Origin of the sequence: Corynebacterium sp. LK2510 (assembly GCF_040946405.1) — a bacterium.
GTDB lineage: Bacteria > Actinomycetota > Actinomycetes > Mycobacteriales > Mycobacteriaceae > Corynebacterium.
In genome coordinates this window covers 65,753-90,160 of the sequence record NZ_JAYWLR010000003.1, presented here as the reverse complement: position 1 = coordinate 90,160, position 24,408 = coordinate 65,753, and the positions used below count along the sequence as shown (strand labels likewise).

Annotated in this window: 19 protein-coding genes and 2 pseudogenes; 17 read left to right on the top strand and 4 right to left on the bottom strand. The window is 67.2% G+C overall.

Going from position 1 to position 24,408, the window contains the following annotated elements:
- Nucleotides 1–61: 61 nt before the first annotated feature.
- Nucleotides 62–1,225: a glycoside hydrolase family 3 N-terminal domain-containing protein gene (locus tag VVR41_RS03270; protein WP_368523576.1), complete on the bottom strand. Its 1,164-nt coding sequence runs from the start codon at nt 1,223–1,225 to the stop codon at nt 62–64.
- Between the two features lie 138 nt (nt 1,226–1,363).
- Here VVR41_RS03270 and VVR41_RS03265 point away from each other — a divergent pair, with 138 nt between their 5' ends.
- The 6 genes and pseudogenes from VVR41_RS03265 (at nt 1,364) to ptsP (ending at nt 9,940) form a co-directional block, all read left to right on the top strand.
- Nucleotides 1,364–1,573 carry a DUF2613 domain-containing protein gene (locus VVR41_RS03265; RefSeq protein ID WP_368523575.1) on the top strand — a complete coding sequence of 70 codons (210 nt, stop codon included), beginning with the start codon at nt 1,364–1,366 and terminating at the stop codon, nt 1,571–1,573.
- The gene (locus VVR41_RS03260) at nt 1,574–4,678 is read left to right on the top strand and encodes an alpha-(1->3)-arabinofuranosyltransferase family protein (RefSeq protein ID WP_368523574.1); all 3,105 of its coding nucleotides are present in this window, start codon (nt 1,574–1,576) and stop codon (nt 4,676–4,678) included.
- Nucleotides 4,679–4,767: 89 nt separating this feature from the next.
- A complete protein-coding gene (locus VVR41_RS03255) occupies nt 4,768–6,906 on the top strand; it encodes a glucose PTS transporter subunit IIA (RefSeq protein ID WP_368523573.1) in 2,139 nt (712 codons plus the stop codon).
- Between the two features lie 57 nt (nt 6,907–6,963).
- Nucleotides 6,964–7,779: pseudogene (locus tag VVR41_RS03250) on the top strand (PRD domain-containing protein); the annotation flags it as partial.
- Nucleotides 7,780–7,926: 147 nt separating this feature from the next.
- The gene (locus VVR41_RS03245) at nt 7,927–8,193 is read left to right on the top strand and encodes an HPr family phosphocarrier protein (protein ID WP_321102600.1); all 267 of its coding nucleotides are present in this window, start codon (nt 7,927–7,929) and stop codon (nt 8,191–8,193) included.
- Between the two features lie 55 nt (nt 8,194–8,248).
- Nucleotides 8,249–9,940, top strand: a complete 1,692-nt coding sequence (gene ptsP / locus VVR41_RS03240; RefSeq protein ID WP_368523572.1) for a phosphoenolpyruvate--protein phosphotransferase — start codon at nt 8,249–8,251, stop codon at nt 9,938–9,940.
- Between the two features lie 10 nt (nt 9,941–9,950).
- On the opposite strand, the gene VVR41_RS03235 is transcribed toward ptsP, so the two are convergent.
- A complete protein-coding gene (locus tag VVR41_RS03235) occupies nt 9,951–10,964 on the bottom strand; it encodes an acyltransferase family protein (RefSeq protein WP_368523626.1) in 1,014 nt (337 codons plus the stop codon).
- Nucleotides 10,965–10,982: 18 nt separating this feature from the next.
- Between VVR41_RS03235 and VVR41_RS03230 the strand changes: the two genes are divergently transcribed.
- From VVR41_RS03230 to VVR41_RS03215, 4 genes are all read left to right on the top strand, one after another.
- Nucleotides 10,983–11,678: a porin PorA family protein gene (locus VVR41_RS03230; RefSeq protein WP_368523571.1), complete on the top strand. Its 696-nt coding sequence runs from the start codon at nt 10,983–10,985 to the stop codon at nt 11,676–11,678.
- Nucleotides 11,665–13,083 (top strand): hypothetical protein, encoded by a 1,419-nt coding sequence (locus VVR41_RS03225; RefSeq protein WP_368523570.1) that lies wholly within the window; start codon nt 11,665–11,667, stop codon nt 13,081–13,083. The genes VVR41_RS03230 and VVR41_RS03225 overlap by 14 nt, the downstream gene beginning before the upstream one ends.
- A 226-nt stretch (nt 13,084–13,309) precedes the next feature.
- A complete protein-coding gene (locus tag VVR41_RS03220; RefSeq protein WP_321102626.1) occupies nt 13,310–13,579 on the top strand; it encodes a three-helix bundle dimerization domain-containing protein in 270 nt (89 codons plus the stop codon).
- Nucleotides 13,580–13,581: 2 nt separating this feature from the next.
- Nucleotides 13,582–13,809 carry a three-helix bundle dimerization domain-containing protein gene (locus VVR41_RS03215; protein ID WP_321102625.1) on the top strand — a complete coding sequence of 76 codons (228 nt, stop codon included), beginning with the start codon at nt 13,582–13,584 and terminating at the stop codon, nt 13,807–13,809.
- Between the two features lie 62 nt (nt 13,810–13,871).
- Here the strand turns inward: VVR41_RS03215 and VVR41_RS03210 are convergent, their stop codons facing one another.
- Nucleotides 13,872–14,936, bottom strand: coding sequence for a glycosyltransferase family 4 protein (locus VVR41_RS03210; protein WP_368523569.1), 1,065 nt, complete (start codon nt 14,934–14,936; stop codon nt 13,872–13,874).
- A gap of 4 nt (nt 14,937–14,940) precedes the next feature.
- Between VVR41_RS03210 and VVR41_RS03205 the strand changes: the two genes are divergently transcribed.
- Both VVR41_RS03205 and VVR41_RS03200 read left to right on the top strand, forming a co-directional pair.
- The gene (locus VVR41_RS03205) at nt 14,941–15,699 is read left to right on the top strand and encodes a class I SAM-dependent methyltransferase (protein WP_368523568.1); all 759 of its coding nucleotides are present in this window, start codon (nt 14,941–14,943) and stop codon (nt 15,697–15,699) included.
- Nucleotides 15,700–15,800: 101 nt separating this feature from the next.
- Nucleotides 15,801–16,803: pseudogene (locus tag VVR41_RS03200) on the top strand (IS481 family transposase).
- Here the strand turns inward: VVR41_RS03200 and VVR41_RS03195 are convergent.
- Nucleotides 16,800–18,626, bottom strand: coding sequence for a phosphoenolpyruvate carboxykinase (GTP) (locus VVR41_RS03195; RefSeq protein WP_368523567.1), 1,827 nt, complete (start codon nt 18,624–18,626; stop codon nt 16,800–16,802). The pseudogene VVR41_RS03200 and the gene VVR41_RS03195 sit on opposite strands and share 4 nt — an antisense overlap.
- A 396-nt stretch (nt 18,627–19,022) precedes the next feature.
- Between VVR41_RS03195 and trmB the strand changes: the two genes are divergently transcribed.
- Genes trmB through VVR41_RS03170 form a run of 5 tightly spaced genes read left to right on the top strand, consistent with a single transcriptional unit; the run spans nt 19,023 to nt 24,166 of the window.
- Complete coding sequence (trmB, locus tag VVR41_RS03190) at nt 19,023–19,811, top strand: tRNA (guanosine(46)-N7)-methyltransferase TrmB (protein ID WP_368523566.1); 789 nt, start codon at nt 19,023–19,025, stop codon at nt 19,809–19,811.
- Between the two features lies 1 nt (nt 19,812).
- Nucleotides 19,813–20,502 carry an NYN domain-containing protein gene (locus VVR41_RS03185; RefSeq protein ID WP_321101637.1) on the top strand — a complete coding sequence of 230 codons (690 nt, stop codon included), beginning with the start codon at nt 19,813–19,815 and terminating at the stop codon, nt 20,500–20,502.
- A 10-nt stretch (nt 20,503–20,512) separates the two neighbouring features.
- Nucleotides 20,513–22,843, top strand: a complete 2,331-nt coding sequence (locus VVR41_RS03180; RefSeq protein WP_368523565.1) for an MMPL family transporter — start codon at nt 20,513–20,515, stop codon at nt 22,841–22,843.
- Nucleotides 22,843–23,817: a YbhN family protein gene (locus VVR41_RS03175; protein WP_368523564.1), complete on the top strand. Its 975-nt coding sequence runs from the start codon at nt 22,843–22,845 to the stop codon at nt 23,815–23,817. The genes VVR41_RS03180 and VVR41_RS03175 overlap by 1 nt, the downstream gene beginning before the upstream one ends.
- Before the next feature lie 10 nt (nt 23,818–23,827).
- Nucleotides 23,828–24,166, top strand: a complete 339-nt coding sequence (locus VVR41_RS03170; RefSeq protein WP_368523563.1) for a DUF3054 domain-containing protein — start codon at nt 23,828–23,830, stop codon at nt 24,164–24,166.
- Nucleotides 24,167–24,408: the final 242 nt, after the last annotated feature.

Below are 24,408 nucleotides of genomic sequence, written 5' to 3'. Positions count from 1 at the left end.
TCAGGGTAGTAGATGACGCGCACACAACCCACAAAAGTGCTGGGATAGACGCGGGCGGTTTCTACAGGTTGACGTCGAGAAGCTGCTGCTGCGTGCGCACCGCGGCGGCGTCGATGCGCTCGGCGGGGATCTCCCCGCTCTCCACGGCTGCGGTGACGAGGTCGATGATGTAGGCCACGTCGGTACCGGAGGACCAAAGCGCCTGGTCAGCACCGGCGGCGATCGCACTCTTGACCGCCTCCGGGGTGGGTTGATAGTCCAGGATGCCGCGCATGCCGGACAAGTCGTCGGTGACGACAACTCCGTCAAAGGGCGCCCCACCGGGGTAGTCGCCGCCGCGCAGCAGACTGTAGGCCGCCGGGTTGAGTGAACTCGGCACGCCTTCGACGCCGAGGCCTGGCACGATGACGTGGCCCATCATCACGCTCGCGCGCGGGAACTGGCGCAGGGTCCCGGCAAACGGCACTAGGTCTACCGCCTCGAGCTCCGCCAACGGAGGGGTCACGGCCAGCACGTGGTGGGTGTCACCCGAGGCCCGGCCGTGGCCGGGGAAGTGTTTGAAGGTGGGGGTCACGCCGGCGTCGATAAGCCCCTGCGCGAACAGGCCCGCGACTCGCTGCACCTCGGCGGGGTCGGTGCCGAACGAGCGGTCGCCGACGATCGGCAGGTTGGCGAGGTTGAGGTCGAGCAGCGGCGCGTAGTCAACGTTGACGCCGTGGGCGCGCAAGGAGCGGCCGATGTCGTACCCGGCGCCCTGGATGACCTCGGGCGGCTGGCCCGCGAGAGCGCGCGGCGTCATCCACGCGCCGAACACCTGCGTGTGGCGCTGCACGCGGCCGCCCTCAAAGTCGACCGCCACGGAAAACGGGTGCTGGTACTCGGCGCGCAAGGCATTGATGTTGCGCCCCTGCTCCGTCAACAAGTTCGGATCCGCCCAGCTTGGAATGATCAGCCCGCCAACGCCCTGGTCAAGGGCCGCGCGCGCCTGGTCGTAGTTGGCCACCCCGACAACCATGAGCGAGGCAACCCGGGCGCGCAGGTCTGCCGGGACGCGCAGCTCGGCCTCGCTGGGAGCGGGCGCGGGCTCCGCCACAGACTCTGCCTGCGAAGCCGGGGTGGCCGCGTTCTCGGCCGCGTTCTCGGCCCCGCCCTGCGCGCAGCCGGCCACAAGCGCACCGGCGCACACCACGGCCAGGGCGACACGGGAGACCACTGCCACGGTCATGGCAGCCACCTCCCCCTTTTGTTGTCGGCCTTGTGGTCGGCCCTGCCGCCGATGCAGCAGCAATTGCGGAAAAACTCGTCCGAAAAACGCTACCACTGTACTGCCTCGCAGCCCATTGGCGCTGCTAAGCTCGTGGCCATGTCCCACGTTTCGCCGCACGCCGCCCAGCCCCCTGCCCAGCGCGCTTACTCGCCGCTGCTGGCCAGCATCGTCGTCGGCATCGTGCTCGGTGCGGCCGGGGTGATCGGCATCGCGTCGTTCTCCGGCCAGAGCACCGTCCCCACCGGCAACGCCGTGCCCGCGGACCAGGCTGTCCTCGGCGGCCCGGAGTACGGCTCACGCCAGTAAGTGCCCGCGACGCGAACCGGCGGGCGCGCTGCCCACGTCGTTGGGTGGGCCATCCTGGCGCTGCTCGCTTTCCTGCAGCCACCGGGCCGCGTCGCCGCTGACACCAAGTTCGATCTCACCCAGGCTCCGGCGCAGTTCCTGCGCCAGGCCACACACGCCTACACCGACCAGTTCACCCTGGGCCAGCTGCAGAACCAGGCCTACGGCTACCTGTTCCCTCAGGGCCCGTTCTTCCTGCTGCCGGCGCCGGACTGGGTGCTCCAGCGCCTGTGGTGGACGTTGCTTATGGGCCTGGCCTTCTCCGGCACGCTGCTGCTGGCGCGGCGCTGCGGCATCCCCGCGGGTATACCCGCCATCACCGCCGCCGCCCTCTACGCGCTCAGCCCGCGCATCCTCACCACCCTCACCGCGATTTCCTCGGAGGCGTGGCCGGTCGCGCTCGTGCCGTGGACGCTTCTCCCGCTGCTGCGGCACAGGCCCAACGTCGCCGCCTCGCTCGTGTCCGTCGCGCTGATGGGCGCGGTCAACGCCACCGCTACCATCCTCGCCTGCGTGCCGGCGTTAGTGCTGCTCCTGTGGCGCCGCGAGTTCGTGCGCGCAGCTCTGTGGTCTCTCGGCGCGGTGCTGCTCAGCGCGTGGTGGATTGGCCCGCTGCTCGTGCTCGGGCGCTACTCCCCACCTTTTACCGAGTTCATCGAATCGGCCTACGTCACCACCTTCTGGCTCAACCCGGCAGAGATCCTGCGAGGCACCACCAGCTGGTCGCCGTTTGTGGACACCGAGCGCGCCGCCGGCTTCCTGCTCGTCGCCGAGCCCGTGTTCATCCTCGCCACCACGGCCGTCGCGGCAGCCGGTTTCGCGGGTCTTGCCCGGCGCGACATGCCGTGGCGCGGCTACCTCGTGGCGCTGTTGTGCGTCGGTGTCGCCGTCCTCGGCACCGCCCACTTCGCACTTTCGCTTTACGACGGCCCCCTCGCCCCCTTCCGCAACCTCCACAAACTCGACCCGCTCGTGCGCCTGCCGGTAGTTCTGGGGGTGGGCTGGGCACTCGCCCGCGTGCGCCCGCCCGCGGCGGTGGGGGTCGTGCTCGTCTCCGTCATCGCCGTCGCCCCGGCGTGGTCGTTGCGCCTGCTGCCCGAGGGCACCTGGACGTCCGTGTCGCCCGACTGGGTTGCAGCCGGGGCCTGGCTCGACGAGAACGCGGCGGGGACGCGCACGCTGGTGGTGCCGTCGACAAGCTTTGCGCGCCAGACGTGGGGTTGGACGCGCGACGAGCCGATCCAGGCTGTGACGGGCGCGCGGTTCGCGGTGCGCGACGCGATCCCCCTGGTCAACCCCGAGGCGATCCGTGGCCTCGACGGCCAGGTCGGCGTGGTCGATACCGAGGCGCTGCGCTCCATCGGCGTGGGCGCGGTCATCGTGCGCCACGACCTCGAAGACCAGCCTGATACCCCGGAGCTGGGCGAGCCGACGGTGAGCTTCGGCGAGGTAGACATCCACATGCTCGAGTCGACGCGCGACATGATGATCACCTCCGGCGAGCCGCTGCGTGTCGACGGCGGCGGCGAGGTGCTCGCGCTGCTGCACCGCGAGCTGGGCTACGTCCCGGCGCGGCTGACCAGCGAGGACCCCGAGATCATCACCGACACCCCGGCGCTGGCCGCGCGCAACTACGGCACGCTGACCTCGCCCGTCTCCGCGCACCTGCGCGACGCCAGCGAGGGTGCCGACGTGCGCAACCGTGTCAAGGACTACCCCTCCGCCGGCACACCGGTGGGTGTGCGCGAGGTTGGTACCACGCGCGCGTCCAGCTCCGCCGCCGATGCGACCTCCTTCGGGGGCGCACGCGCGTCCGAGTCGCTTACCGCCGCCTTCGACGGCCTCGACTCCACCGCGTGGTGGCCCGCGCCAGGCGATGACGAGGCCTGGCTCGAGGCCAGCGTCACCGGCGGCGAGGTGGCCATCACCGCGACCGACGACACCACGGTCACCGTCACCTCCGGGGACACGAGCCGGGAGCTCACCCTCGTCGCGGGCGAACCACGTACCCTCACCGTGCCCGGCGATTCCGTCCGCATCACATTGTCCGAACGCGTGGGCATTACCGCGCTCGAGACGGGGGCGCGGCGCATCGTCGACGTCCCGGGCAGCGCCGATACCTACTTCTTCCAGCGCATCTTCCCCGCCACGGACGTACTACAGCGCCGCTTCACCACCGACTCCCCCGGTCTGTGGCGGCTCAGCGCCCCCGCCACCGTCGACGGGCAGCACGTCGAGGACACCGTGGAGCTACAGGCCGGCGCGCACGAAGTTGTCACCGATGCCGAGACGCTCACGATCACCCGCGCCGTGGCACCCATAGCGCCCGCTGCGCGCTGGGAGGCCTTGGAAGGAGAGGTTGTGGCGTCGACAAGCGAGCGGCTCATCCTCACCACCCGCGCCTTCAACGACGGCCTGCGCGCGAGCGTCGGCGGGATCGAGCTCGAGCCCGAGCTTATCGACGCCGGCATGCAAGCCTTCCGCGTCCCACCCGGAGTCAGCGGCGAGTTCACCATGACGTTTGCCGGTGAGCGGCCCTACCGCGCGAGCCTGGCCGTCGGCGCGGCGGTGTCCTTGCTCACCCTCGTCGCGTGCCTCGTCGCGTGCCTTGCTGCGGCCCGCATGTCTAGACCCCGGCCGCGGGTCTCCCGGCACCGTCTCGCCAGCGCCCCACACCCCGCTGCCACCACTGCCGCTGCTACCTGGGTCCCGCCCCTGTTTACCGCGGCTGCCGTGGGGCTGGCACCGGGTGCCGCGTCCGCCCTGGCTGTGTGGGCGATCCGCCGCCTCACCTTGATCCCTTCGTGGGTACTGGCCAGCGGCTCCATCACCGCCATGGGCCTGTGGCTGGCGCGCGCGCCGTGGCCGCAGGAGAACTACGCAGGTTCCTCGGTACTCGTGCTCATCGCCGGGTGCGCCGCCATCGCGGCCCTGGCGTTTCCGGACGGTTCCGATTCACCGGATACGGGGGCAGGCACCCCCACCCCCGAAAGCCCACATGATCCTTGCCGGTCGTGCCCGGAGCGGGGTACAGTCACACGCGTAGATATCCACCCAGGGTTGTAACTCCGCGGAGGCAAGGCCTGAGGACGCCGATTTGTGGTGCCTCGGGTCTTTTTGCGTGTGCAACCCTGCCTGTCTGAAGGAAAGCCACGATGGGTTCTGATAAACAAGCCTCGAGCGCGAGGGCGATCGTCGAGAATCTCGGCGGCGCGGAGAATATCTCCGCCCTCACGCACTGTGCGACCCGCCTGCGCCTCGAGTTGCGCGATCCGTCCAAGGTCAACACGGCCGCGCTAGAGAAGGTGCCCGGTGTCCTCGGCGCGCTACACCAGGGAGACAACCGCTACCAGGTGATCTGCGGCGGCGGCGTGGAGTCGATGTACACCGCGATCAACCACCTGCCGGAGATGCAGAAGTCGGGCTCTGCGGCTCGCTCCAACGACGACGTGAAGGCTGAGGCACGCGCCCGCGCTCGTGGCCGCTACTCCTGGCTGGATAACTTCTTCGAGTACCTCTCCGACTCCTTCCGCCCCATCCTGGGTGTGCTGCTCGGTGCCTCGCTGATCATCGCGATCGCCGCGGTGCTCGACGCACTCGGCATCGTTGACTTCCGCGCCGACGACAAGTCCGCCACCTGGGTCTTCGTCGACGCCATGTGGCGCAGCGTGTTCTACTTCCTGCCGATCATGGTCGCTTACAACGCCGCGAAGAAGCTACGCGTTGACCCGTGGCTGGGTGCGGCGGTCATGGGCGCGCTGATGACACCCGAGTTCATGAGCCTGTCCGACACCGAGCGCTTCGCTGAGACCGTCTCCCGCACCAATGAAACGCTCGGCGAGGAACTCTTCAGCACCACCATTTTCGGCCTGCCGATGCAGCTCAACAACTACGGCGGGCAGGTCTTCGTCCCGCTGATCATGGTTGCGCTGCTCGCGGTGGTCTACCACGGGTTGAAGAAGATCTTCCCGCAGAACGTGCAGATGGTCTTCGTGCCGTTCATCTCCATGCTGATCATGATCCCGCTGACCGCGTTCCTCATTGGTCCGCTGGGCATCTGGCTCGGTAACGGAATCGGCGACGGCCTGGCGTGGATGAACTCGAACGCCCCGTTCGTTTTCGCCATCGCTATCCCGCTTCTTTACCCATTCCTGGTCCCGCTTGGCCTGCACTGGCCGCTCAACGCGCTCATGCTGGTCAACATCCAGACCCTCGGCTACGACTTCATTCAGGGCCCAATGGGTGTGTGGAACTTCGCCTGCTTCGGCGCCACCGCCGGTGTGCTCGCCCTGTCCATCCGCGACCGCGACAACCAGATGCGCCAGACCGCGACCGGTGCTCTCGCCGCGGGTCTGTTCGGTGGTATTTCCGAGCCCTCGCTCTACGGTATCCACCTGCGCTTCAAGCGGATTTACCCGCGTCTGCTGGCTGGCTGTCTCGCCGGCGGCGTGACCATCGCCATCCTTTCTGCCCCGTTCGAGGGCGTGCAGACCCAGGCATTCGTCTTCACCTCGCTGCTCACCGTATTTGTGTTTAACCCGATGTGGGTCTACATCATCTCCATCGCCGTGGCCTTCTTCGTCGCGATGTTCGCGATCATTCTCACCGACTACCGCACGCCAGAGGAGAAGGCCGAGGCCGCCGCCGAGCGCGAGGCCGCTGAGGCCGCCGAGGCTGCTGAATCTGATGAGCCGCGAGAGGCCGCCACGCTTGACGACGCCCCCGCCACCGCCCCGGCCAGTGCACCTGCCAGCTCGGTCGCCACGGCCACGCGCGTTGCGCCTGCTGCCGCCCCTGCCGCCGCACCCGTCGCTACTGCTCCGACGACCTCCCCTGCCGGAACGGTGTTCGTTCAGGCACCGGTCGCCGGCGAGCTGGTCAGCCTGGACAACTCCGGTGACAAGGTGTTCGCCTCCGGCGCCCTTGGTTCCGGCGTGGGCATTATCCCGACCGAGTCCACGATCGTCGCCCCGGTTTCCGGAAAGCTGCTGACGGTAGCCAAGACCGGCCACGCCTTCGGCATCAAGACCGATGACGGCGTCGAGGTGCTCGTGCACGTCGGCATCGACACCGTCACGATGGACGGCAACGGCTTCGACGTCCATGTGGAGAAGAAGCAGCGCGTCAACGCTGGCGATCCCCTCACCACGGTCGACTTCGACGCAGTCAGGGCCGCCGGCCACCCCACTACGACACTGATGACGGTGACCAACACCGCGAAGCTCGCACACGTGGAGCCACGCACCCAGGGCGTTGTTGGCGCCGGCGAGACCGTCATTGAGGTCACGCCCTAACCATTCCCCGTGGAGGGCCCCAACGGGCCTTCCACCGAGGAGAGCGTTGCTACCGCTATGGAGATTCTGAGGGTATTCAACAACAACGTGGTCCTGGCCAAGGATGCTGCGGGTGAGAAGATCGTCACCGGCCGCGGCATTGGTTTTCAGGCCCGCCCGGGGCAAAGCATCGACCCCGATTCGGTCGTGCGCGTCTTCGTCCCCGCTGACGGCCGCGACCCCGACCATGTCGCCACGTTGCTCTCTGAAATCCCGCTCGCTCACCTCACGCTTGTCACGGACGCGTTGGCCGCGACGGACCTGCCCGCCGCACTGGCCCACAACACCTCGCTGACGATCGCGCTGGCCGACCACATCGGCTTCGCCATCAACCGCGAAGCGCGCGGCCACAGCGTGGACTACCCGCTGCTGGCCGAGGTCAGCCAGCTCTACAGCACCGAGTTCCGCCACGCGGAGGCCATGCTCGGCCACATCAACGATGCGCTTCGCGCACGCGGCATCGACCCGCTGCCGCGCACCGAAGCGATCGCGTTCACGCTCCATTTGGTCAACGCCGGTTTCTCCACCGGCGATTTAAGCTTCACCTACACGATGACGGGTGTGCTCCAGCAACTCATCGACATCATCGAGAGCGACTTTTCCATCGCCCTGGGAACCGACGTAGTCAACGTCGGGCGCTTCATCACCCACCTGCGCTACCTGTTCGTGCGCATCGCTAACCACGAGCAGCTCGATGAGCAGGCCTCACCCGTCAGCGATGCGATCCGCACGGCCTCCCCAGCGGCCTACCAGTGTGCCCAGCGCATCGCCTCTGTCATCGAGCTGCGCTTAGGTGCCGGACTGACCGAGGACGAGGTTGCCTACCTCACCCTCCACATCTCCCGGATCGTGCACGCCACGGCCACAGACATGCCCGCCCCGGTTACCCCCGCAGGTGAGGGGCAGTCGCACAGTTCTCATAGCGATAAAGGCACAATGGCTTATAAGCCTGAGATGCATTCCCAACGAAAGGACTCCACCATGATTTCCCGCACCGCAACCATTGGCTCCTCCGTCGGCCTCCACGCCCGCCCGGCTTCCTTGTTTACCCAGGCCGCAGGCGAGTTTGATTACGACATCGTCCTCTCCCTCGACGACGAAGAAGCCGACGCAGCCTCCATTCTCGAGGTCATGACCCTCGGCGCCAAGCACGGCGACGTAGTTACCCTGAGCTGCGAGGACGACGCCGCCGCGGACGCGCTCGACGAGCTCGCCGCGATGCTCGAGCGCGACCTCGACGCAGAGTAGGACTAAAAAGGTCACACCACCGGGCTTTACTTCACGACGAAAGATCGGACACACCATGTTTGAGCAGCGAACCGTCATCAGTGGCATCGGCGTCTCTTCCGGCACCGCCAGCGCCGCCGCCGTCAAGGTCCTCCCCGCTCCGGGGGTTGACTCCCACGAGCCGGCGTCGACCGACCCGGCTGCCGACGGCGAGCGCGTCCGCGCCGCCATGGCGTCGGTCGCTGCGTCGCTGCGCGAGCAGGCGGAGCGCTCCGGTGAAAAGGGCCGCGACATCCTCGAGGCCACAGCCCAGCTGGCCAGCGACCGCGCGCTGGCCAAGGCCGTGGACAAGAAGCTGAAGAAGGGCTCGGGTGTGACCCAGGCCGTCCACGACGCCGTGGAGGATTACGCCACCATGCTGGCTAGCCTCGGCGGGTACATGGCCGAGCGTGTCACTGACCTTTACGATGTGCGCGACCGCACCATCTGTGTGTTGCGCGGCCTGCCGACTCCGGGTGTGCCCTTCCTGGACACCCCAGCGATCCTGCTCGCTAACGACCTCGCCCCCGCCGAGACTGTCGGGCTGGACCCGAACCTGGTGGTGGGCATCGTCACCGCCGCCGGCGGCCCGACCAGCCACACGGCGATCCTCGCCGCCCAGCTCGGCATCCCGGCCGTGGTGAAGGCCGAGGGCGCAATGGACATCGAGGAGGGAACCGACCTCGCCATCGACGGCGGCGCGGGCGAGGTCATCGTCCACCCCACCACCGAGGAAATCGCGGGCATGCGCCAGCGCGCGCAGTACCGCAGCGCTATCCTCGCGCAGTCGGTCGGCGCCGGCGCGACCGCCGACGGCTTCCCCGTCAATCTCTTGGCCAACATCGGCACCGCCAAGGACGGAGTGGCCGCGGCTGCGGGAGACGTCGAGGGCACCGGCCTGTTCCGCACTGAGTTCCTCTTCCTCGAGCGCGAGAGCGCCCCGAGCCTTGAGGAACAGCAGGACACCTACACCCAGGTGCTGGAGGCCTTCGGCCCCCGCCGCGTGGTCGTGCGCACCCTGGACGCTGGTGCGGACAAGCCGCTGAGCTTCGCCGACCTCGGCGAGGAGGAAAACCCCGCGCTGGGCCGGCGCGGCCTGCGTCTGTCCCAGGCCCGCGAGGACCTGCTGGACACCCAGCTCGACGCCCTGGCCGCCGCCTTTGAGGCGACCGGCCGCGTAGCCGACCTACGCGTCATGGCACCCATGGTGTCCACCACCGAAGAGGCGTCGTGGTTTGCGGAGAAAGTCCGCTCCCGCGGCCTGCCCAAGGTCGGCGTGATGGTCGAGGTGCCAGCCGCCGCCATTGCGGCGAGAAAGATCCTCTCCATCGTTGATTTCGCCTCGATCGGCACCAACGACCTGTCCCAGTACACGATGGCCGCCGACCGCATGCAGGGCGCGCTGTCGGAGCTGCTCTCACCGTGGCAGCCCGCGGTGCTGCAGCTGATCAAGTCGACCTGCCAGGCCGGTGAGGCCACCGGCAAGCACGTGGGCGTCTGCGGCGAGGCCGGTGGCGACCCGCTCATGGCGCTCGTGCTCACTGGCCTGGGCGTGACTTCGCTGTCTATGGCCCCGAAGAAGGTTCCCATGGTGCGTGCGGCGCTGAAGTTGCACGACCGGGGCACCTGCCAGCAGATGGCGGCCTACGCTGTCGACGCCGACACCGCGGCCGATGCCAGGGCAGCCGTGCTCCAGCTTGTGGACCCGAAGCTCACCGATCTGCTGTAGCCGGTCTGTTTTAGGCGTCCACGCGGCCTTTCCGTCCGACCCGGTCACATGCCCGGCGCACCACTCGTGCGCCGGGCACTTCCACGAGTTCGTAGGACACGTACGCCACGGCGGTGCTGGCCAGCGCGGTGAACAGCAGCACGGGGAGGAAACGCCCGCCGAACACGTCGACCCCGAGCACTGGGAACGCGAACGACAGCACCGCGACGTGCCACAGGAAGATCGAGTAGGACCAGCGACCGAGCCTGGTCATCACCGGTGAGGCGAGCAGCCCGTCGTCACGCGGGCCCAGCGCGAACGGAACGACCACGACCGCGGCGAACGCCGCACCGATGAGCACGCGAACGTTGAACTCTAGCGGGCTCGGGTGCTCCAATCCTTGCGGGCCCAGCACCCCGCCGAGCCAGGCCAGCGGGAGGAAGAGCAGCACGATCGGCCAGCGCGGCCACCGCCAGCGCACGCCTCGGCGCTCCAACTCGGCTGCTGCCAGACCGACGGCAAACCACGGCACATAGGACGGCGGCCAGATCTGCATGTTGACCCAGTCCACGGACTCGACGCACCAGGGCCACAGCAGGGACAACGGCACCGCCGCGGCTAAGAACACCACGCGTGCCCGTGGGCGCAGCGCCAGGTAGAGCGGCAGCGCGAGGTAGAACGCCACCTCCACGCACAGTGACCACATCTGGGTCAGGCCCGCGACGAGGGCGTCGGGGACATAAATCTGCGCGAGGAAGAGGTTGGCGAGGAAGGTGGGGGCGTCGAGAAGCGAAAGCTCGGGCAGCACGAGTGCCACGATGATGACGCACACGACGTATGCGGGGGCGATGCGCGCGAGGCGTCGCGAGTAATAGCCCGGCCGCGGAGTTCCGCGCGTGAGGAGGAACGCGGAGAGCGCGAAGAAGACCGCGACGAAGTAGTCGAAGCGCGCGAGCACCGGCGAGTCCGTCGCCGTCTGAAACGCCACGTGCGTGACCAGGATCCCGAGGGCGGCCACGGCGCGCAGGCCCTCGAGTTCCGGCAGTAGGTTATTGTTTCTGATGTGTTCATTCTAGGAGTCCGACGTGCCTGGATTGCCGGGGCCGTGCTCCTCGTATGCTTCGCGCTCAATCTCATCGCGCCGGTTGTCATCTCGAGCCAGCGCGCGTTGCCGCACGAGGGTTTCTTCGTCTCCACGTACGACGGGCCCGTGCCGGTGACTGTCGAAACCACCTTGAGCCCCGGGGCCGAGGACGACGAGGTGGACATCGCCGCGCGTGTGCTTATCGACGCCACCGAGTACCGCGATTCCTACACCGCCAATGTCGCCTCCACCTTCCCGGTGCGCGACCGGGACGGGTTGACGTATTTTTTCCCCTACCAGCCGGAGCGGCGCACCTACCCTTACGTCGATCCTTTCGCGGGCGAGGCAGTACCCCTCGACTACGTGGGGCCGGGAAACGTCGGCGGGGTGCAAACGAACAAGTACCGCGCCTCCATTGCTGACGGCGACTACCGCGCCGAGCGCGTCATCGATTTGGAAAGGAGCACGGGCCACGTGCTCGACGAGACGTGGGCGACCTCCGGCGGCCCGGTCGACGGCTACTTCCGCCTGTCCGAGGCCTCGCGCGCCGAGGCGCTCGCTGAGGCGCAGCGTGAGATTGCAGTCCTGCGCGCCCTGCAGGTCCTCGCGTTCGTGACCAGGCTCGTCGCAGTGCTGACCTTGGCCTGGCTGGCGATCTGCATTGTCCGCCGCTAAGGCCTGGGGCCTTGTCCTGGTCCTTTCCCTGACATGGCCGTTCTTCCTTCCGGGCGAGGCGTTCGCGCTGCGCGACATGATGGTGCTTCCCGGCATGGAGTTAACCCGCGCCTCGCTCGGCTTCGGTGACGCCGCAGCCCGCAACGTCCCCCAGGACGCGCTGCTCGGAATCGTTCCGTTTCCCGTACTCGCCGTGCGGGTGATCATGGTTCTATCCGCCTGCGGCGCCGCGTGGGCGGGCTGGCGGTCATCGCGCACCGCGTGTGGGCGCGCGGCCGCGATGACGGTTGCGGTGTGGAACCCGTTCGTGGTGGAGCGCCTCCTCCAAGGGCAATGGTCGCTCGCGGCCGCGGCGTGGCTGATCCCGCTGGCGGCCGCCTCCACAGCTGTCGGCGCCCGCTGGCTGATGTCGCTGACCCCGACGGGCGCAATCGCGGGTCTGCTCGCCGCGCCGTCGCGAATGGCGGCCGGGGTCTCCGCGGCGCTGTGCCTGCCCTGGGTTGTTGCTGGGGTCGTCTCCGGTGGCGGCGCGGGGACGGCGTCCGCGGCGTCGGCTGGCGCGTTCGCGCCCCGCGCGGAGGCGTGGGTGGGCACCCTCGGCGCACTGGCGGGCCTCGGCGGGATCTGGAACGGCGCTGCCGTGCCGCCCTCGCGCTCGCTGGGGTTCGCGGTGTTCGGCGTCGCCTTGGCGGCAGTCCTCGCGCTGGGGTGGCGCGGTGTGCCGCGCCGCCTGCTTCTGCTCGCTGCTCTAGGTTTCGCCGTTGCAGTGCTCTCCTCGTGCGGCGCGCTGACCTGGGCAGTGACCTCTATTCCCGGCGGTGGCCTGCTTCGCGACGGCCAGAAGTGGCTCATCCTGTGCATCCCGGCTTTCGTCGCGGCGGCGGGCGCCCTGCCCGCACGAGGTGCGGCCGCAGCTCTCGCGCTCGCGCTGCTCCAGGTGCCGGACGCTCCTGCTGCCATCCATGTTCTGCGGCCAGTGGAGGCACCCGCATTCCCGGAGGTGGACCACCGCGGACGCGACGTCTTCTTCGTCGACCGTCCCATGCTCCAGCTGCGCGCCGATGGCGCACCCGTAGTCGATCCGGTGACCAAGTTGATGAACACCATCGAGCCCTTAGAGCTGGTGGTTGACGGAGTGGTGGTGGACCAGGCGTCGCCGCGCTGGGTTGCGGCGAACGCGCTGGTGGACGACCCCGCCGATGCCGCGGCACTGCGAAATCGGGGCAATCTAGGCGCTCTGCGCGATCTGGGAATCGGCGTGGTGGTGTACCCCGACGGTCGCGCCGTGGAAACCGGGGCCCCAGCGCGGGGTATCGGCCCGCTGGCGTTGGTGCCATTTGGGGTGTGGCTGGCGGTTCCCGTACTCACGTTTACGGCAAAGTTAACGAAGCGCCGCCGCCGTTAACCGCCCCTTAACCGATACCGGACACGATTTATATTCACGTTAGTGCCACGTCACCCACCACTGTTATTTAATTGTAATTAACGCCGCGACCAGCACATTTGAGCAATTTAGTGGGAACTTTTCAATAAATGGAGCCTTCCCACGTTCCTTGACCTTGCCAGTGTCGGTGTGCCGCCCTAAAGTAAACATCAGTTAAACAAAAGGTTACGCAAGGGCGTGACCGGAGATGCACCGCATCTTTACCGCCAACGAGATGGACCGAAAGGGTGATCTGAAAATGACCAACGCCATAACTGACAGGGTGATCAAGCGGGTACGCCGCGGCCTTGTGAAGAAGTGGAGCGGACGCTACAGCGACGCAGAAGTGAAGGAGACGTTCGACAACGTCCTGGCACACCACCAGGCCGAGGCAACGATCACCGACTTCATCCCCGTCCTTGCAGAAGCAGAGACAAACGAACTTTTGGCGCACAAGAACGACAAGAAAGGCAGCTAGCTATGACCAACAACATTGACTTCAGCATCATCCGCGAGCGCGCCCTGCGCAACATTCGCGAGGACCTCATGAACGACTGGTCCGACAAGTACGACGCAAACCAGATCGCCAACACCTTCGATGGTGTCGTCGCCGCTCACCGTGAGGGCGCCGTTATCGAAGACTTCGTCCCCGTCCTCGTTGAGGCGGAGATGCGCGATCGCCTCCGCGACGGCGAGCTCACCTCTTAAGAGCTCCGCACGTTAAGCATCCTGTGCCCCGGAACCCACGCGGTTCCGGGGCACAGTGCTATCTAAGCCGGGCGCAGCAGACGCGCGAACCTGCGCCCGGTCTCCTCCCAGGAGAACCCCTCGGCCCACTGTTGCGCGGCGGCGCCGAGGGCGGTGCGCGATGGGGCGTCGTCAAGCAACTGCCTGGTCAGCGCGACAAAGTCACCCTTGCTGTCCACGAGGCGCCCGGTAACGCCGTCTCGCACCGAGTCGCGCAGGCCGCCGGCCTCCCGATAGCCGATGGTGGGCACGCCGTGCTGCGCGGCCTCCGTGACCGCGATGCCCCAGCCCTCCTTGGCACTCGGCATGAGGTGCAGCGCAGCGCGAGCCAACAGGGCGTGCTTGTGCGCCTCGTTGACGTGGCCGTGGAAGACCACCTTGCCGCCGTAGGGCTCGGCGTACTCGCGCAGCGTGTCCTCCCACCAGCCGGAACCGATGATGTCGAGCACCGCGCCGTCGACCTCGGCAATCGCGTCGATGGCGTGCTCAAGACGCTTGTGCGGCACCAGCCGCGACAGGGTCACCACGTGGGTCAGGCCGTCGTCAGGCAGCACCGGCACCTCATCCGGCACCGGGTCGACGCCGTTTTCCACAATCGCGACGTCACGCTCGGCGACCCCGAGGGCGATCAGGTCCGCGCGCGAGGCCTCCGAGACGGTCACGTACCTTGCGCCGCGGTAGACGCGCGGGGCGACCTTCGATTCCAAGAACCACCCGAGGCGCCCGATGACGGGCCCGGCGACCGGCCACTGCTCCTTGTGGCAATGGTGGGTGAGCAGCACGGTTTCAGCGCCGGAGTAGGCGCGCGCGAAGAACGGAATGCCGTTTTGTGTGTCCACGATGACATCCGGGTGGTGGCGCCACACCGACAGCGGGGCGAGCAGGTACACGCCGTACTTCCCGCCGGCGCGCTCAAAGCGCACCCCGCCGCGGCGAGAGCGCCGCGGCGCGTCCGTGTGCTTCGCGGTGCGGTAGATGACCTCGTGGCCCTGCTGCGCTAGGTACTCCCCCACGCGCTCGAGGTAGCGCTCGGACCCGCCGCCCTGCGGGTGGGTCGTGTCGCGCCAGCAGAGGAGAAGTATCTTCATAGCCATGTACCGTACCCGCCGCCTCGCCACGCTCCGTCGCTCCATGCGGCTGCTGCGGTCCTTCGCCTACGAGCAGTTCCGCCCCGCCATTTTCTACTCCGGCCTGGCCAGGGACACCCGCTCGCTTCTCGACGCCCTTTCGTCCGACATCACCGGAGACAAACTCCGCGGCACCCGCATCCTCGACGTCGGCGGCGGGCCCGGCTACTTCGCTGACGCGTTCTCGGACGCGTTCTATGTGGGCCTGGAGCCGAGCGTGTCCGAGATGAGTGCCGCGGGCGTGACCGGTTACGGCGCTGTGCGCGGCGACGGCGCCGCCCTGCCGTTTGCCAGCGATTCCTTCGACGTGGTGTATTCCTCCAACGTCGCCGAGCACATCCCCGACTGGCGCGCCATGGGCGAGGAGATGCTGCGCGTCTGCCGCCCCGGAGGGCTGGTGGTGGTGTCCTACACCGTGTGGCTCGGGCCGTTCGGCGGGCATGAGACGGGGCTGTGGGAGCACTACGTCGGCGGGGAGTTCGCGCGGCGTCGCTACGCAAAAAAGCACGGCCACGAGCCGAAGAACGTCTGGGGCACCTCGCTTTTCTGCGTCTCCGCCGCCGACGGGCTGGCCTGGGCCCGCGAGATACACAAAGCGGGGGAAGGCGAGTTCGTCCTCGCCTTCCCCCGCTACCACCCGCGGTGGGCGTGGTGGATCACCCACGTCCCGCTGCTGCGGGAGTTCGGAGTGTCCAACCTGGTGCTGGTGCTGCGCAAGCGCTAGGTGTACTTCCCCGGGAGGTTGTGAACGGTGTGAACAAGAATCGGGGGAAGCCTCCGGTAAAGGTGTAGGTAACGACACGAACACCAACCCCAAAGGCTTCCATGACACACCGTAACGCACCTTTGACCCCAACCGGCAGAGCAAAAATGGTCGACCTGGTCATCACCCACGGATCGGCACAACGCCGAGTCGCCGAACGCTTCCACGTCTCCCCAGCTACCGTCCACCGGTGGGTAAGCCGCGCACGCCGCGACGAGTCCCTCACCGACCGCTCAAGCCGGCCCCACACCTGCCCGCACCAGCTGCCGATGCGTACCCAACGCCGCATCATCACACTGCGGTTCACCCGCCAGTGGGGCCCACACCGCATCGGCTACCACCTAGGAATTGCCCGCTCAAGCGTGGGCCGCGTCCTTTACCGCTACAACACGGCGAAACTAGCCTTAATCGACCAGGCCACCGGCCTGCCGGTGCGCAAAGCCCCACCTGTGCGCTACGAGCACAGCCAACCAGGTGAGTTGGTTCATGTCGACATCAAAAAGCTCGGCCGCATCCCCGACGGCGGCGGCTGGCGTGCCCATGGGCGCGGCTCTGCCCAGGACCGCCGGGCAGGCCGCCAGCGCAGCAAAGCACACCGTTGCGGTGCGCCCTCAGGGCGGGGATACTCCTACCTGCACCACGGGCGTCGATGATTACTCCCGGATGGTGTACTCGGAGATTTTGCCTGATGAGAAGAAGGACACTGCGACCGGGTTTATGCGTCGTGCCTGCCAGCTCTTCACCGAACATGGCATCGAGGTGACCCGGGTGATGACCGACAACTGGCCCTGCTACCGGTCAAAAGCGTTCAACGCCGCATTAGGTGAAAAGATCACGCACGTCTACACCAGGGCGTATCGCCCGCAGACCAACGGGAAAGTAGAACGGTTCAACCGCACGTTGATGCAGGAGTGGGCCTACGTACGTGCTTACAGCAGTGAAAAGGCCCGACAGCAGACGTACGCGGATTTCCTCCACGACTACAACAACCATCGAGCCCACACCGCCATCGGCGGCCTAACCCCCGCACAACGCATTCACAACGTCACGAGGAAGTACAGCTAGGCGCGTGCCGCCTCAGCGCGCTTTTCAAGCTTGTCCAGCTCGTCGAAGATCTCCTGCGGCACGCGGGTGCCGAGGCCCTCGAGGTAGTTGCGGGAGTCTTCGATGTCGACGGCCCACAGCTCCGGGTCCGGGTAGAGCGCCTCGCGCACGTCTTCGATCGGGGTGTCCAGCCCGTCCAGGTCGAGGTCCTCGGCGCGGGCGGTGTAGCCCACGAGAGTCTCTTCGGCCTCGACGCGGCCCTCAATGCGGTCGACGATCCACTTCAGAACGCGGGAGTTCTCGCCGAAGCCCGGCCACAGGAAGCGCTTGTCATCGCCGCGGCGGAACCAGTTGACCAGGAAGATCGCCGGCATGCGGTCGCCGCCCTTGGCACCCATGTTCAGCCAGTGCTGGAAGTAGTCACCCACGGCGTAGCCTATGAAAGGCAGCATCGCCATCGGGTCGTGGCGCAGCGTGCCCACCTGTGCTTCGGAGGCGGCGGCGGTCTGGCCGGAGGAGAGCAGCGCGCCGATCATCGTGCCGTGGGTCCAGTCGAATGCCTGGGTCACCAGCGGGACGGTATCCGCGCGGCGGCCGCCGAAGAGGATCGCGTCGATCTTGACGCCCTCCGGGTTGTCGAACTCCGGTGCCGCTGCGGGGCTTTGCTCGATGGCCACGCAGTAGCGGGAGTTCGGGTGTGCGGCGTCGCGGCCGGACTCGGGGGTCCAGTCGCTACCGCGCCAGTCGATGAGGTGCTCGGGCGCCTCGCCGTCCATGCCCTCCCACCAGATATCGCCGTCGTCGGTAAGCGCCACGTTGGTGAACAAGGTATTGCCCGGCTCCATGGTGCGCATTGCGATGGGGTTGGAGGCGTAGTTGGTGCCCGGCGCCACGCCGAAGAAGCCGTTCTCCGGGTTGACGGCGTAGAGACCGTCCTCCTTGAGGTGCATCCACGCGATGTCGTCACCGACGACCTCGGCGGTCCAGCCCTCCAGCGTCGGAGTGATCATCGCCAGGTTGGTCTTGCCACAGGCGGACGGGAAAGCGCCGGCGATGTGGTAGTTCTTGCCCTCCGGGGAGGTGAGTTTGAGGATGAGCATGTGCTCCGCCATCCAACCCTCTTCCTGGGCCATGACAGAGGCGATGCGCAGGGCGTAGCACTTCTTGGCCAGAATCGCGTTGCCGCCGTAGCCGGAGCCGTAGGACCAGATCTCCTTGGTCTCCGGGAACTGGGAGATGTACTTGGTCTCGTTGCACGGCCAATCGACATCCTGCTCACCCTCGGCGAGGGGTGCGCCAACGGAGTGGAGGCAGTGGACGAAGTTGGCACCGTCGATCTTGTCCAGCGCTTCCTGGCCCATGCGGGTCATGATGCGCATCGACATGACAACGTACTCGGAATCGGTCAGCTGCACGCCGAGCTTCGGGTCCGGGTCGGAGATCGGGCCCATGCAGAACGGCACCACGTACATGGTGCGGCCCTTCATCGCGCCGCGGAAGTGGCCCAGCATCTCTTCTTTGAGAGCCTCCGGCTTCATCCAGTTGTTGGTCGGGCCGGCGTCTTCCTGCTTCTCGGTGGCGATGAAGGTGCGCGACTCAACGCGTGCGACGTCGGAGGGGTTCGACCGCGCGAGGTAGGAGTTGGGACGCTTCTCCTCGTTGAGCTTGGTCAGCGTGCCCTTCTCCACGAGGTACTGCGCCATGCGGTCCCATTCCTCCTGGGAACCGTCGGCGAACACCACCTTGTCGGGCTGGAACAGCTCAACTGCTTCGTTCACCCAAGCAATAAGCTCCTCGTTGTCGGTGGGCGCGGGCTGCGCCATGCCCTTGACTGCAGTGGCCATGTGCTCTCCTGTTTGCTCTCGTGTCCGGGCCGTTGCCCCAACTGGTTATTCCCAGCGGGTGGCCGAGGCAGATTATCGGTAGGCACCCAGGTTATCGAAAACGCCGGTCATTCCGGATAAACACGGGCATCAATCCTTGAAATCCGGTTATAACCAGTGATCTATTGCACCGAAAAACTGCCGTCCGATCGCCTTCACATACCCCCGAACATGGGTGAGCCCCTCACTGTCCAGCGGGGCTTTTCATACTGTGAGCAGCGGTTAGTCCCTCTACCCACGAGGTCAACTACCCCAGCCCGCTCCAACACCCGATTGACACCCCCTCATGGGGGTACTCGCCCCCGGGGGTCACCCAGCGGCTCCCACACACCGCAGAAACTTGCGTCTGCCCACGTCATGTGGACAATTAACACAGTGAATAGATCTGATATTTCCCATAATGATCGACCCGGGGTAGGCGAACTCCCGTCCGGCAGGCCACTGCAGACCGAGTTCGACACCGGCCTTGATTACCCACGCCTCGGCTCCGTGACGTTTAGGCGCGGAACGCTCACCGACAACCAGGAGTCTCTCTTCGACGAGCACTGGCCCCGACTCGGCCGCGTGCTTGCCGACGAACAAATCGACATCGACGAATGGTTCGGCCGCAGCGGCCACCCCACGATCGTGGAGATCGGCTCCGGCACCGGCACCTCCACCGCGGCCATGGCCCCCCTCGAAGCGGACACCAACATCATCGCGGTCGAGCTGTACAAGCCCGGCCTGGCCAAACTGCTCGGTGCCGTGGTGCGCGGCAACATAAACAACATCCGCATGGTCCGTGGCGACGGCGTTGAAGTGCTGGCCCGCATGTTCCCGGAGGAGTCGCTCGACGGCGTGCGCATCTACTTCCCCGACCCGTGGCCGAAGGCGCGCCACCACAAGCGCCGCATCGTGCAGTCGGGCACGCTCAACCTCATCGCCTCGCGGTTGAAGAAGGGCGGCGTCCTGCACGTCGCCACCGACCACGCCGGCTACGCCGAGTGGATCGACGAGCTCGTCGAGGTCGAGCCGACCCTGGCCTACCGCGGCTGGCCGTGGGCGGATGCGCCGCAGCTGACCGACCGCCAGGTAATCACCAAATTCGAAGGCAAGGGCCTGGACAAAGACCACGTGATCCGCGAATACCTCTGGGAGAAGATCTGACATGAGCGACCTCCACGCGATGACCCACCCGTATTCGCCCGGCGCGAACCCCGGCCCTGAGAGCGTCCTGCTCGTCTGGGACGCCCCGAACCTGGACATGGGCCTCGGCGCCATCCTCGGCGGGCGGCCCACCGCCGCCTACCGCCCCCGCTTCGACGCGATCGGCCGCTGGCTCATCGCGCGCGCGGCGGAGCGCTCGGACGAGCTCGGCGTGCGCGTCGAGCCTGAGGCGACCGTGTTCACCAACGTCGCCCCACAGGGCGCCGACGTGATCCGCCCCTGGGTCGAGGCGCTACGCAACGTCGGTTTCGCCGTGTTTGCCAAGCCGAAGAGCGACGACGACTCGGACGTGGACAAGGACATGCTCGCGCACATCGAGCGCCGCCGCGACGAGGGCGTGCTGCAGGGCGTGGTCATCGCGTCCGCGGACGGGCAGAACTTCCTCTCCGACATCGAAGATTTGGTCGCCGACGGCATCCCGGTGACCGTCATCGGCTTCCACGAGCACGCGTCGTGGGCGGTGTCCAACCCGGACATCACCTTCGTCGATCTCGAAGACATCCCGGGGGTGTTCCGCGAGCCCCTGCCGCGCATCAACTTGGACCAACTGCCGGAGGAAGGCGCCTGGCTGCAGCCGTTCCGCCCGCTTACCTCGCTGCTGCACAACACGCGCGAGCGCGACCACAACTAGGAGGACGCACGTGTTCTACAAGTGGGGCCATTTCGCCTACAGGTTCCGCCGGATCATCCCGGTGGCCGTCATCGCCGTCATCCTGCTTCTCCAGGTGTTGTTCGGCTCCAAGCTCGGTGAGCGCATGTCGCAGGAGGGCTGGGAAGATCCGCACGCCGACTCCACCACCGCCGCGCGCATTGAGGAGGAGACCTTCGGCCGCGACAACTCGGGCGACGTCATCGTGCTTGTCGACGCCCCCGGTGGCCTCACTCAGGGCCCCGTCTTCGACGCGGCGAACCAGCAGATCACCGCACTGAAAGAGAAGTACCCGGAGCAGATCGAAGGGGTGACCAGCTACTTCTCCTCCCCGAACCCCCAGCAGGTCAACGCGGAGGGCAACCGGGCTTTCGCCGCCATCGCGCTCGCCGGCGACGGCGAGCAGACGCTGAAGGACTTCCGCACCATCGAGGCCGACCTCAAGCGCATGCAGTTGCCCGAGGGCGCCACCGTCCAGGTCGCCGGAGCCACCGCTGTCGCCGATGCGCTTGACGACGGCATGGCCAACGACATCGCCCGCGCCGAGAAAATCGGCCTGATCTTCGTGGCGTTGATCCTCCTGTTCGTCTTCGGCGGCGTGATCGCCGCCGCCATGCCGCTGATCGTCGGCGTGCTCTCCATCCTGGGTTCGCTGTCGCTGCTGTCCATCCTGGCGATGTTCCAGCAGGTCAACATCTTCTCCCAGTCGGTCATCACCCTGCTGGGCCTGGGCCTGGCCATCGACTACGGCCTGTTCATGGTCTCGCGCTTCCGTGAGGAGCTCGACCGCGGCCTCGAGGTTGAGGAAGCCGTGGCGGTGACCACCACCACGGCCGGCAAGACGGTGTTCTTCTCCGCGCTCATGGTCGGTGTCGCTATTTCAGGCCTGATCATGTTCCCGCAGGCCTTCCTCAAATCCGTGGCCTACGGCGCGATCAGCGCGGTCGTGCTCGCCGCAGTTATCTCGGTGACCGTTCTGCCCGCCCTGTTCGGCATGCTCGGCCACAACATCGACCGCTGGTCAGTACGCCGCACCTCGCGCCGCGGCCGCCGCATCGAGGACACCGTCTGGTACAAGGTGCCGCGCTGGGCGATGCGCCGCGCCAAGGTCGTCGCCACCGGCGTCTCGCTGCTGCTCATCGCGCTGACAATCCCGATGGTGGGCATCACCTTCGGCGGCATCAACGAGTCCTACCTGCCGCCGAGCCAGGAGACCCGCCAGGCACAGGACGCCTTCAACGAGACGTTCCCCGCCTTCCGCACCGACCCCGTCAAGCTCGTCGTTACCGGGGCTAACAACCAGCAGCTTGTCGACGTCGTCATGCAAACGCGCCAGGTCACCGGCCTGGCCACCCCGCTCGCGCCGTCGCGCCCGACGACCGATGGCACCACGGTCCTGTCCGCGCCTCTCGCAGACCGCAACGGTGGGGCGGACGTCGTGAAGCAATTGCGCGCCATCGATGCCCCCGAGGGCGTGGACGTGTACGTCTCCGGCACCCCGGCGATGGAGGTCGAATCCATCGAGGCGCTGCTGGAGAAGCTGCCGTGGATGGCGCTGTACATGGTGGTGGCCACCTTCCTGCTGATGGCCCTGCTGTTCGGCTCGGTGTTCCTGCCGGCGAAGGCCGTGATCATGAACGTGCTCGGCATCGGCGCCACGCTGGGCTTCCTCACCGCCGTCTTCGTCAACGGCGTCGGCTCCGGTCCTCTGAACTTCACCCCGGGCCCGCTGATGAGCCCGGTGCTCGTGCTCATCGTCGCCATCCTCTACGGCCTGTCCACCGACTACGAGGTCTTCCTGGTCTCGCGCATGGTGGAGGCGCGCGACAACGGCGAATCCACCGACGACGCGATCAGTTACGGCACCGCGCACACCGGCGGCATCATCACCGCCGCGGCCGCGATCATGATCGTCGTCGCCGCCGCGTTCGCGATGAGCGACATCGTCATGATGAAGTACATCGCCTTCGGCATGATCTTCTCGCTCGCTCTCGATGCAACGATCATCCGCCTGCTGCTCGTGCCCGCCGTCATGCACCTGCTGCGCGAGGACAACTGGTGGGCGCCGCGCTGGATCAAGCGCGCCTACGCCTCGCTCGGTGAGCACTCCACGCCTCTGCCTGCCGCAGCTACGGCTGGCGCGGGCACCGGCGAGTTCGCCGAGTCCCACCCGCCCACCGGTGAGATGCCGATCAGCGACATGGTCGTCGACACCGTGCCAGTCCGCGGCGGGGTCTCCGTTGCGGAAAACGACGACCTCGTCCCCTTCGACGAGCTGATGCGGCGCATCGACGCGCGCAACGGACGCGAGCTCGAGCGCTAGTGTCCGACGCAGTCCGCTGGCTGCGCTGGCTCTTCCCGGTCGCGCTGCTCGTCGTCGGACTCGTCGTGTTCCGCGACGAGCTGCCCTTCCTCGGCGAGGCGTGGTCGGCACTGCGCCACGCCTCCCCGCGTGCCGTGGCGCTGGCTGTGCTTAGCGCCGTCGCCTCCATCGTCGCCATGTCCGCGGCGATGCAGTTGCTGATTAACATCCAGGGCCGCATCACCGGCCTACGCCGCTGCACCGCGATCACGTTGGCCTCCAACGCCTGGTCGACCACCATCCCCGGCGGGCCGGCACTGTCGGCGTGGCTGACGTACCGGGTGCACCGCGCGTGGGGGGCGTCGCCAGGTCTGTGCGGCTGGTTCTTCGTCATCTCCGGCGCCCTGTCCACCGTCTGGCTCGTGGTCATCGGCGCCATCAGCGTCATCTTTCTCGGCGCGTCGCTGTCAGTGGGTGCCCTGGCGGCCTCGCTCGCCGTCGCGGTCACAGTGGCGGCCGCTCTGTTCTGGGCAACGCGCAACCCGGGCGTGCTGCGCCGCGGGGTGCGCCTGACCCCGCAGCGCGTGCAGGGCCGACTGGAGGATGTCGTCGGCCAGATCTCCGCGATCCGCATGTCCGGCGGCGCGTTTGCGCTGACCGCAATGTTCTCCCTGGCGAACAGGCTTCTCGACGCCGCCACCCTCTTCTTCGCCACCTGGGCCGTCACCGGCGAGCCGTCGCTGCGCACCGTCGCCTTAGCCTTCGTGATGACCAAGCTCGCCGGCGCCGCCCAAGTCACCCCCGGCGGCGTCGGCACGGTCGAGGCAGTCACCGCCGGCGTCATGGTCGCCTCCGGGCTTTCGCTTGCCGACGCCACCGCCGCCACCGTCCTCTACCGCCTCATTTCCTTCGCCTTCATCACGGCCCTGGGCTGGATCGTCTACGTCACCCGCTATGCCGGGCGGGGCTTCATGCTCGGCGCCCCCGCGCGCTAGGCTCGCACACATGTTGAAAAAGCCTTACGCCATCGCCGCCGACTACGTCGCCATCGCCGCGTTCGCTCTTCTCGCCCGCGCGGCGCACCGCACCCCGGACATGCCGTTCAACCTGTTCGGCTGGTTCGAGACATTCGCCCCCTTCGCCGCCGGTCTCGCCCTTGCCTGGCTCGCGGTGCACCGCGACAGGGGCTGGCTCATCTGGCTCATCACTCTGGTCGTCGGCTTGGTGATTTGGGGCTTCTACCGCGACAAGCTGCCCCACTGGTCGTTTGTGGTGGTGGCCGGTTCGATGTCGGCTCTGCTCATGCTCGGCTGGCGCGGCGCCGCCCGACTCATCCTGAAGTAACGGCCCGGCCGGCGGGCCAGGGACAAATTCGACGCTAAACGTGGCACATTTGTCACTCGCTCCGGACCCCGCAAACGAACGACAAAGCGGCACCCACCCCCACCGGGGAGCAGGTGCCGCTAGACGCGCAGAAACTACGGGCGCGGGAAGCTGGAGCCCAGGTTGTACAGCGGGTCGCCGCTGGCAAGCGCGGAGACGGTCCAGAACAGGTAGTTGATCAGGTCGCCGGCGATATCGAGGAT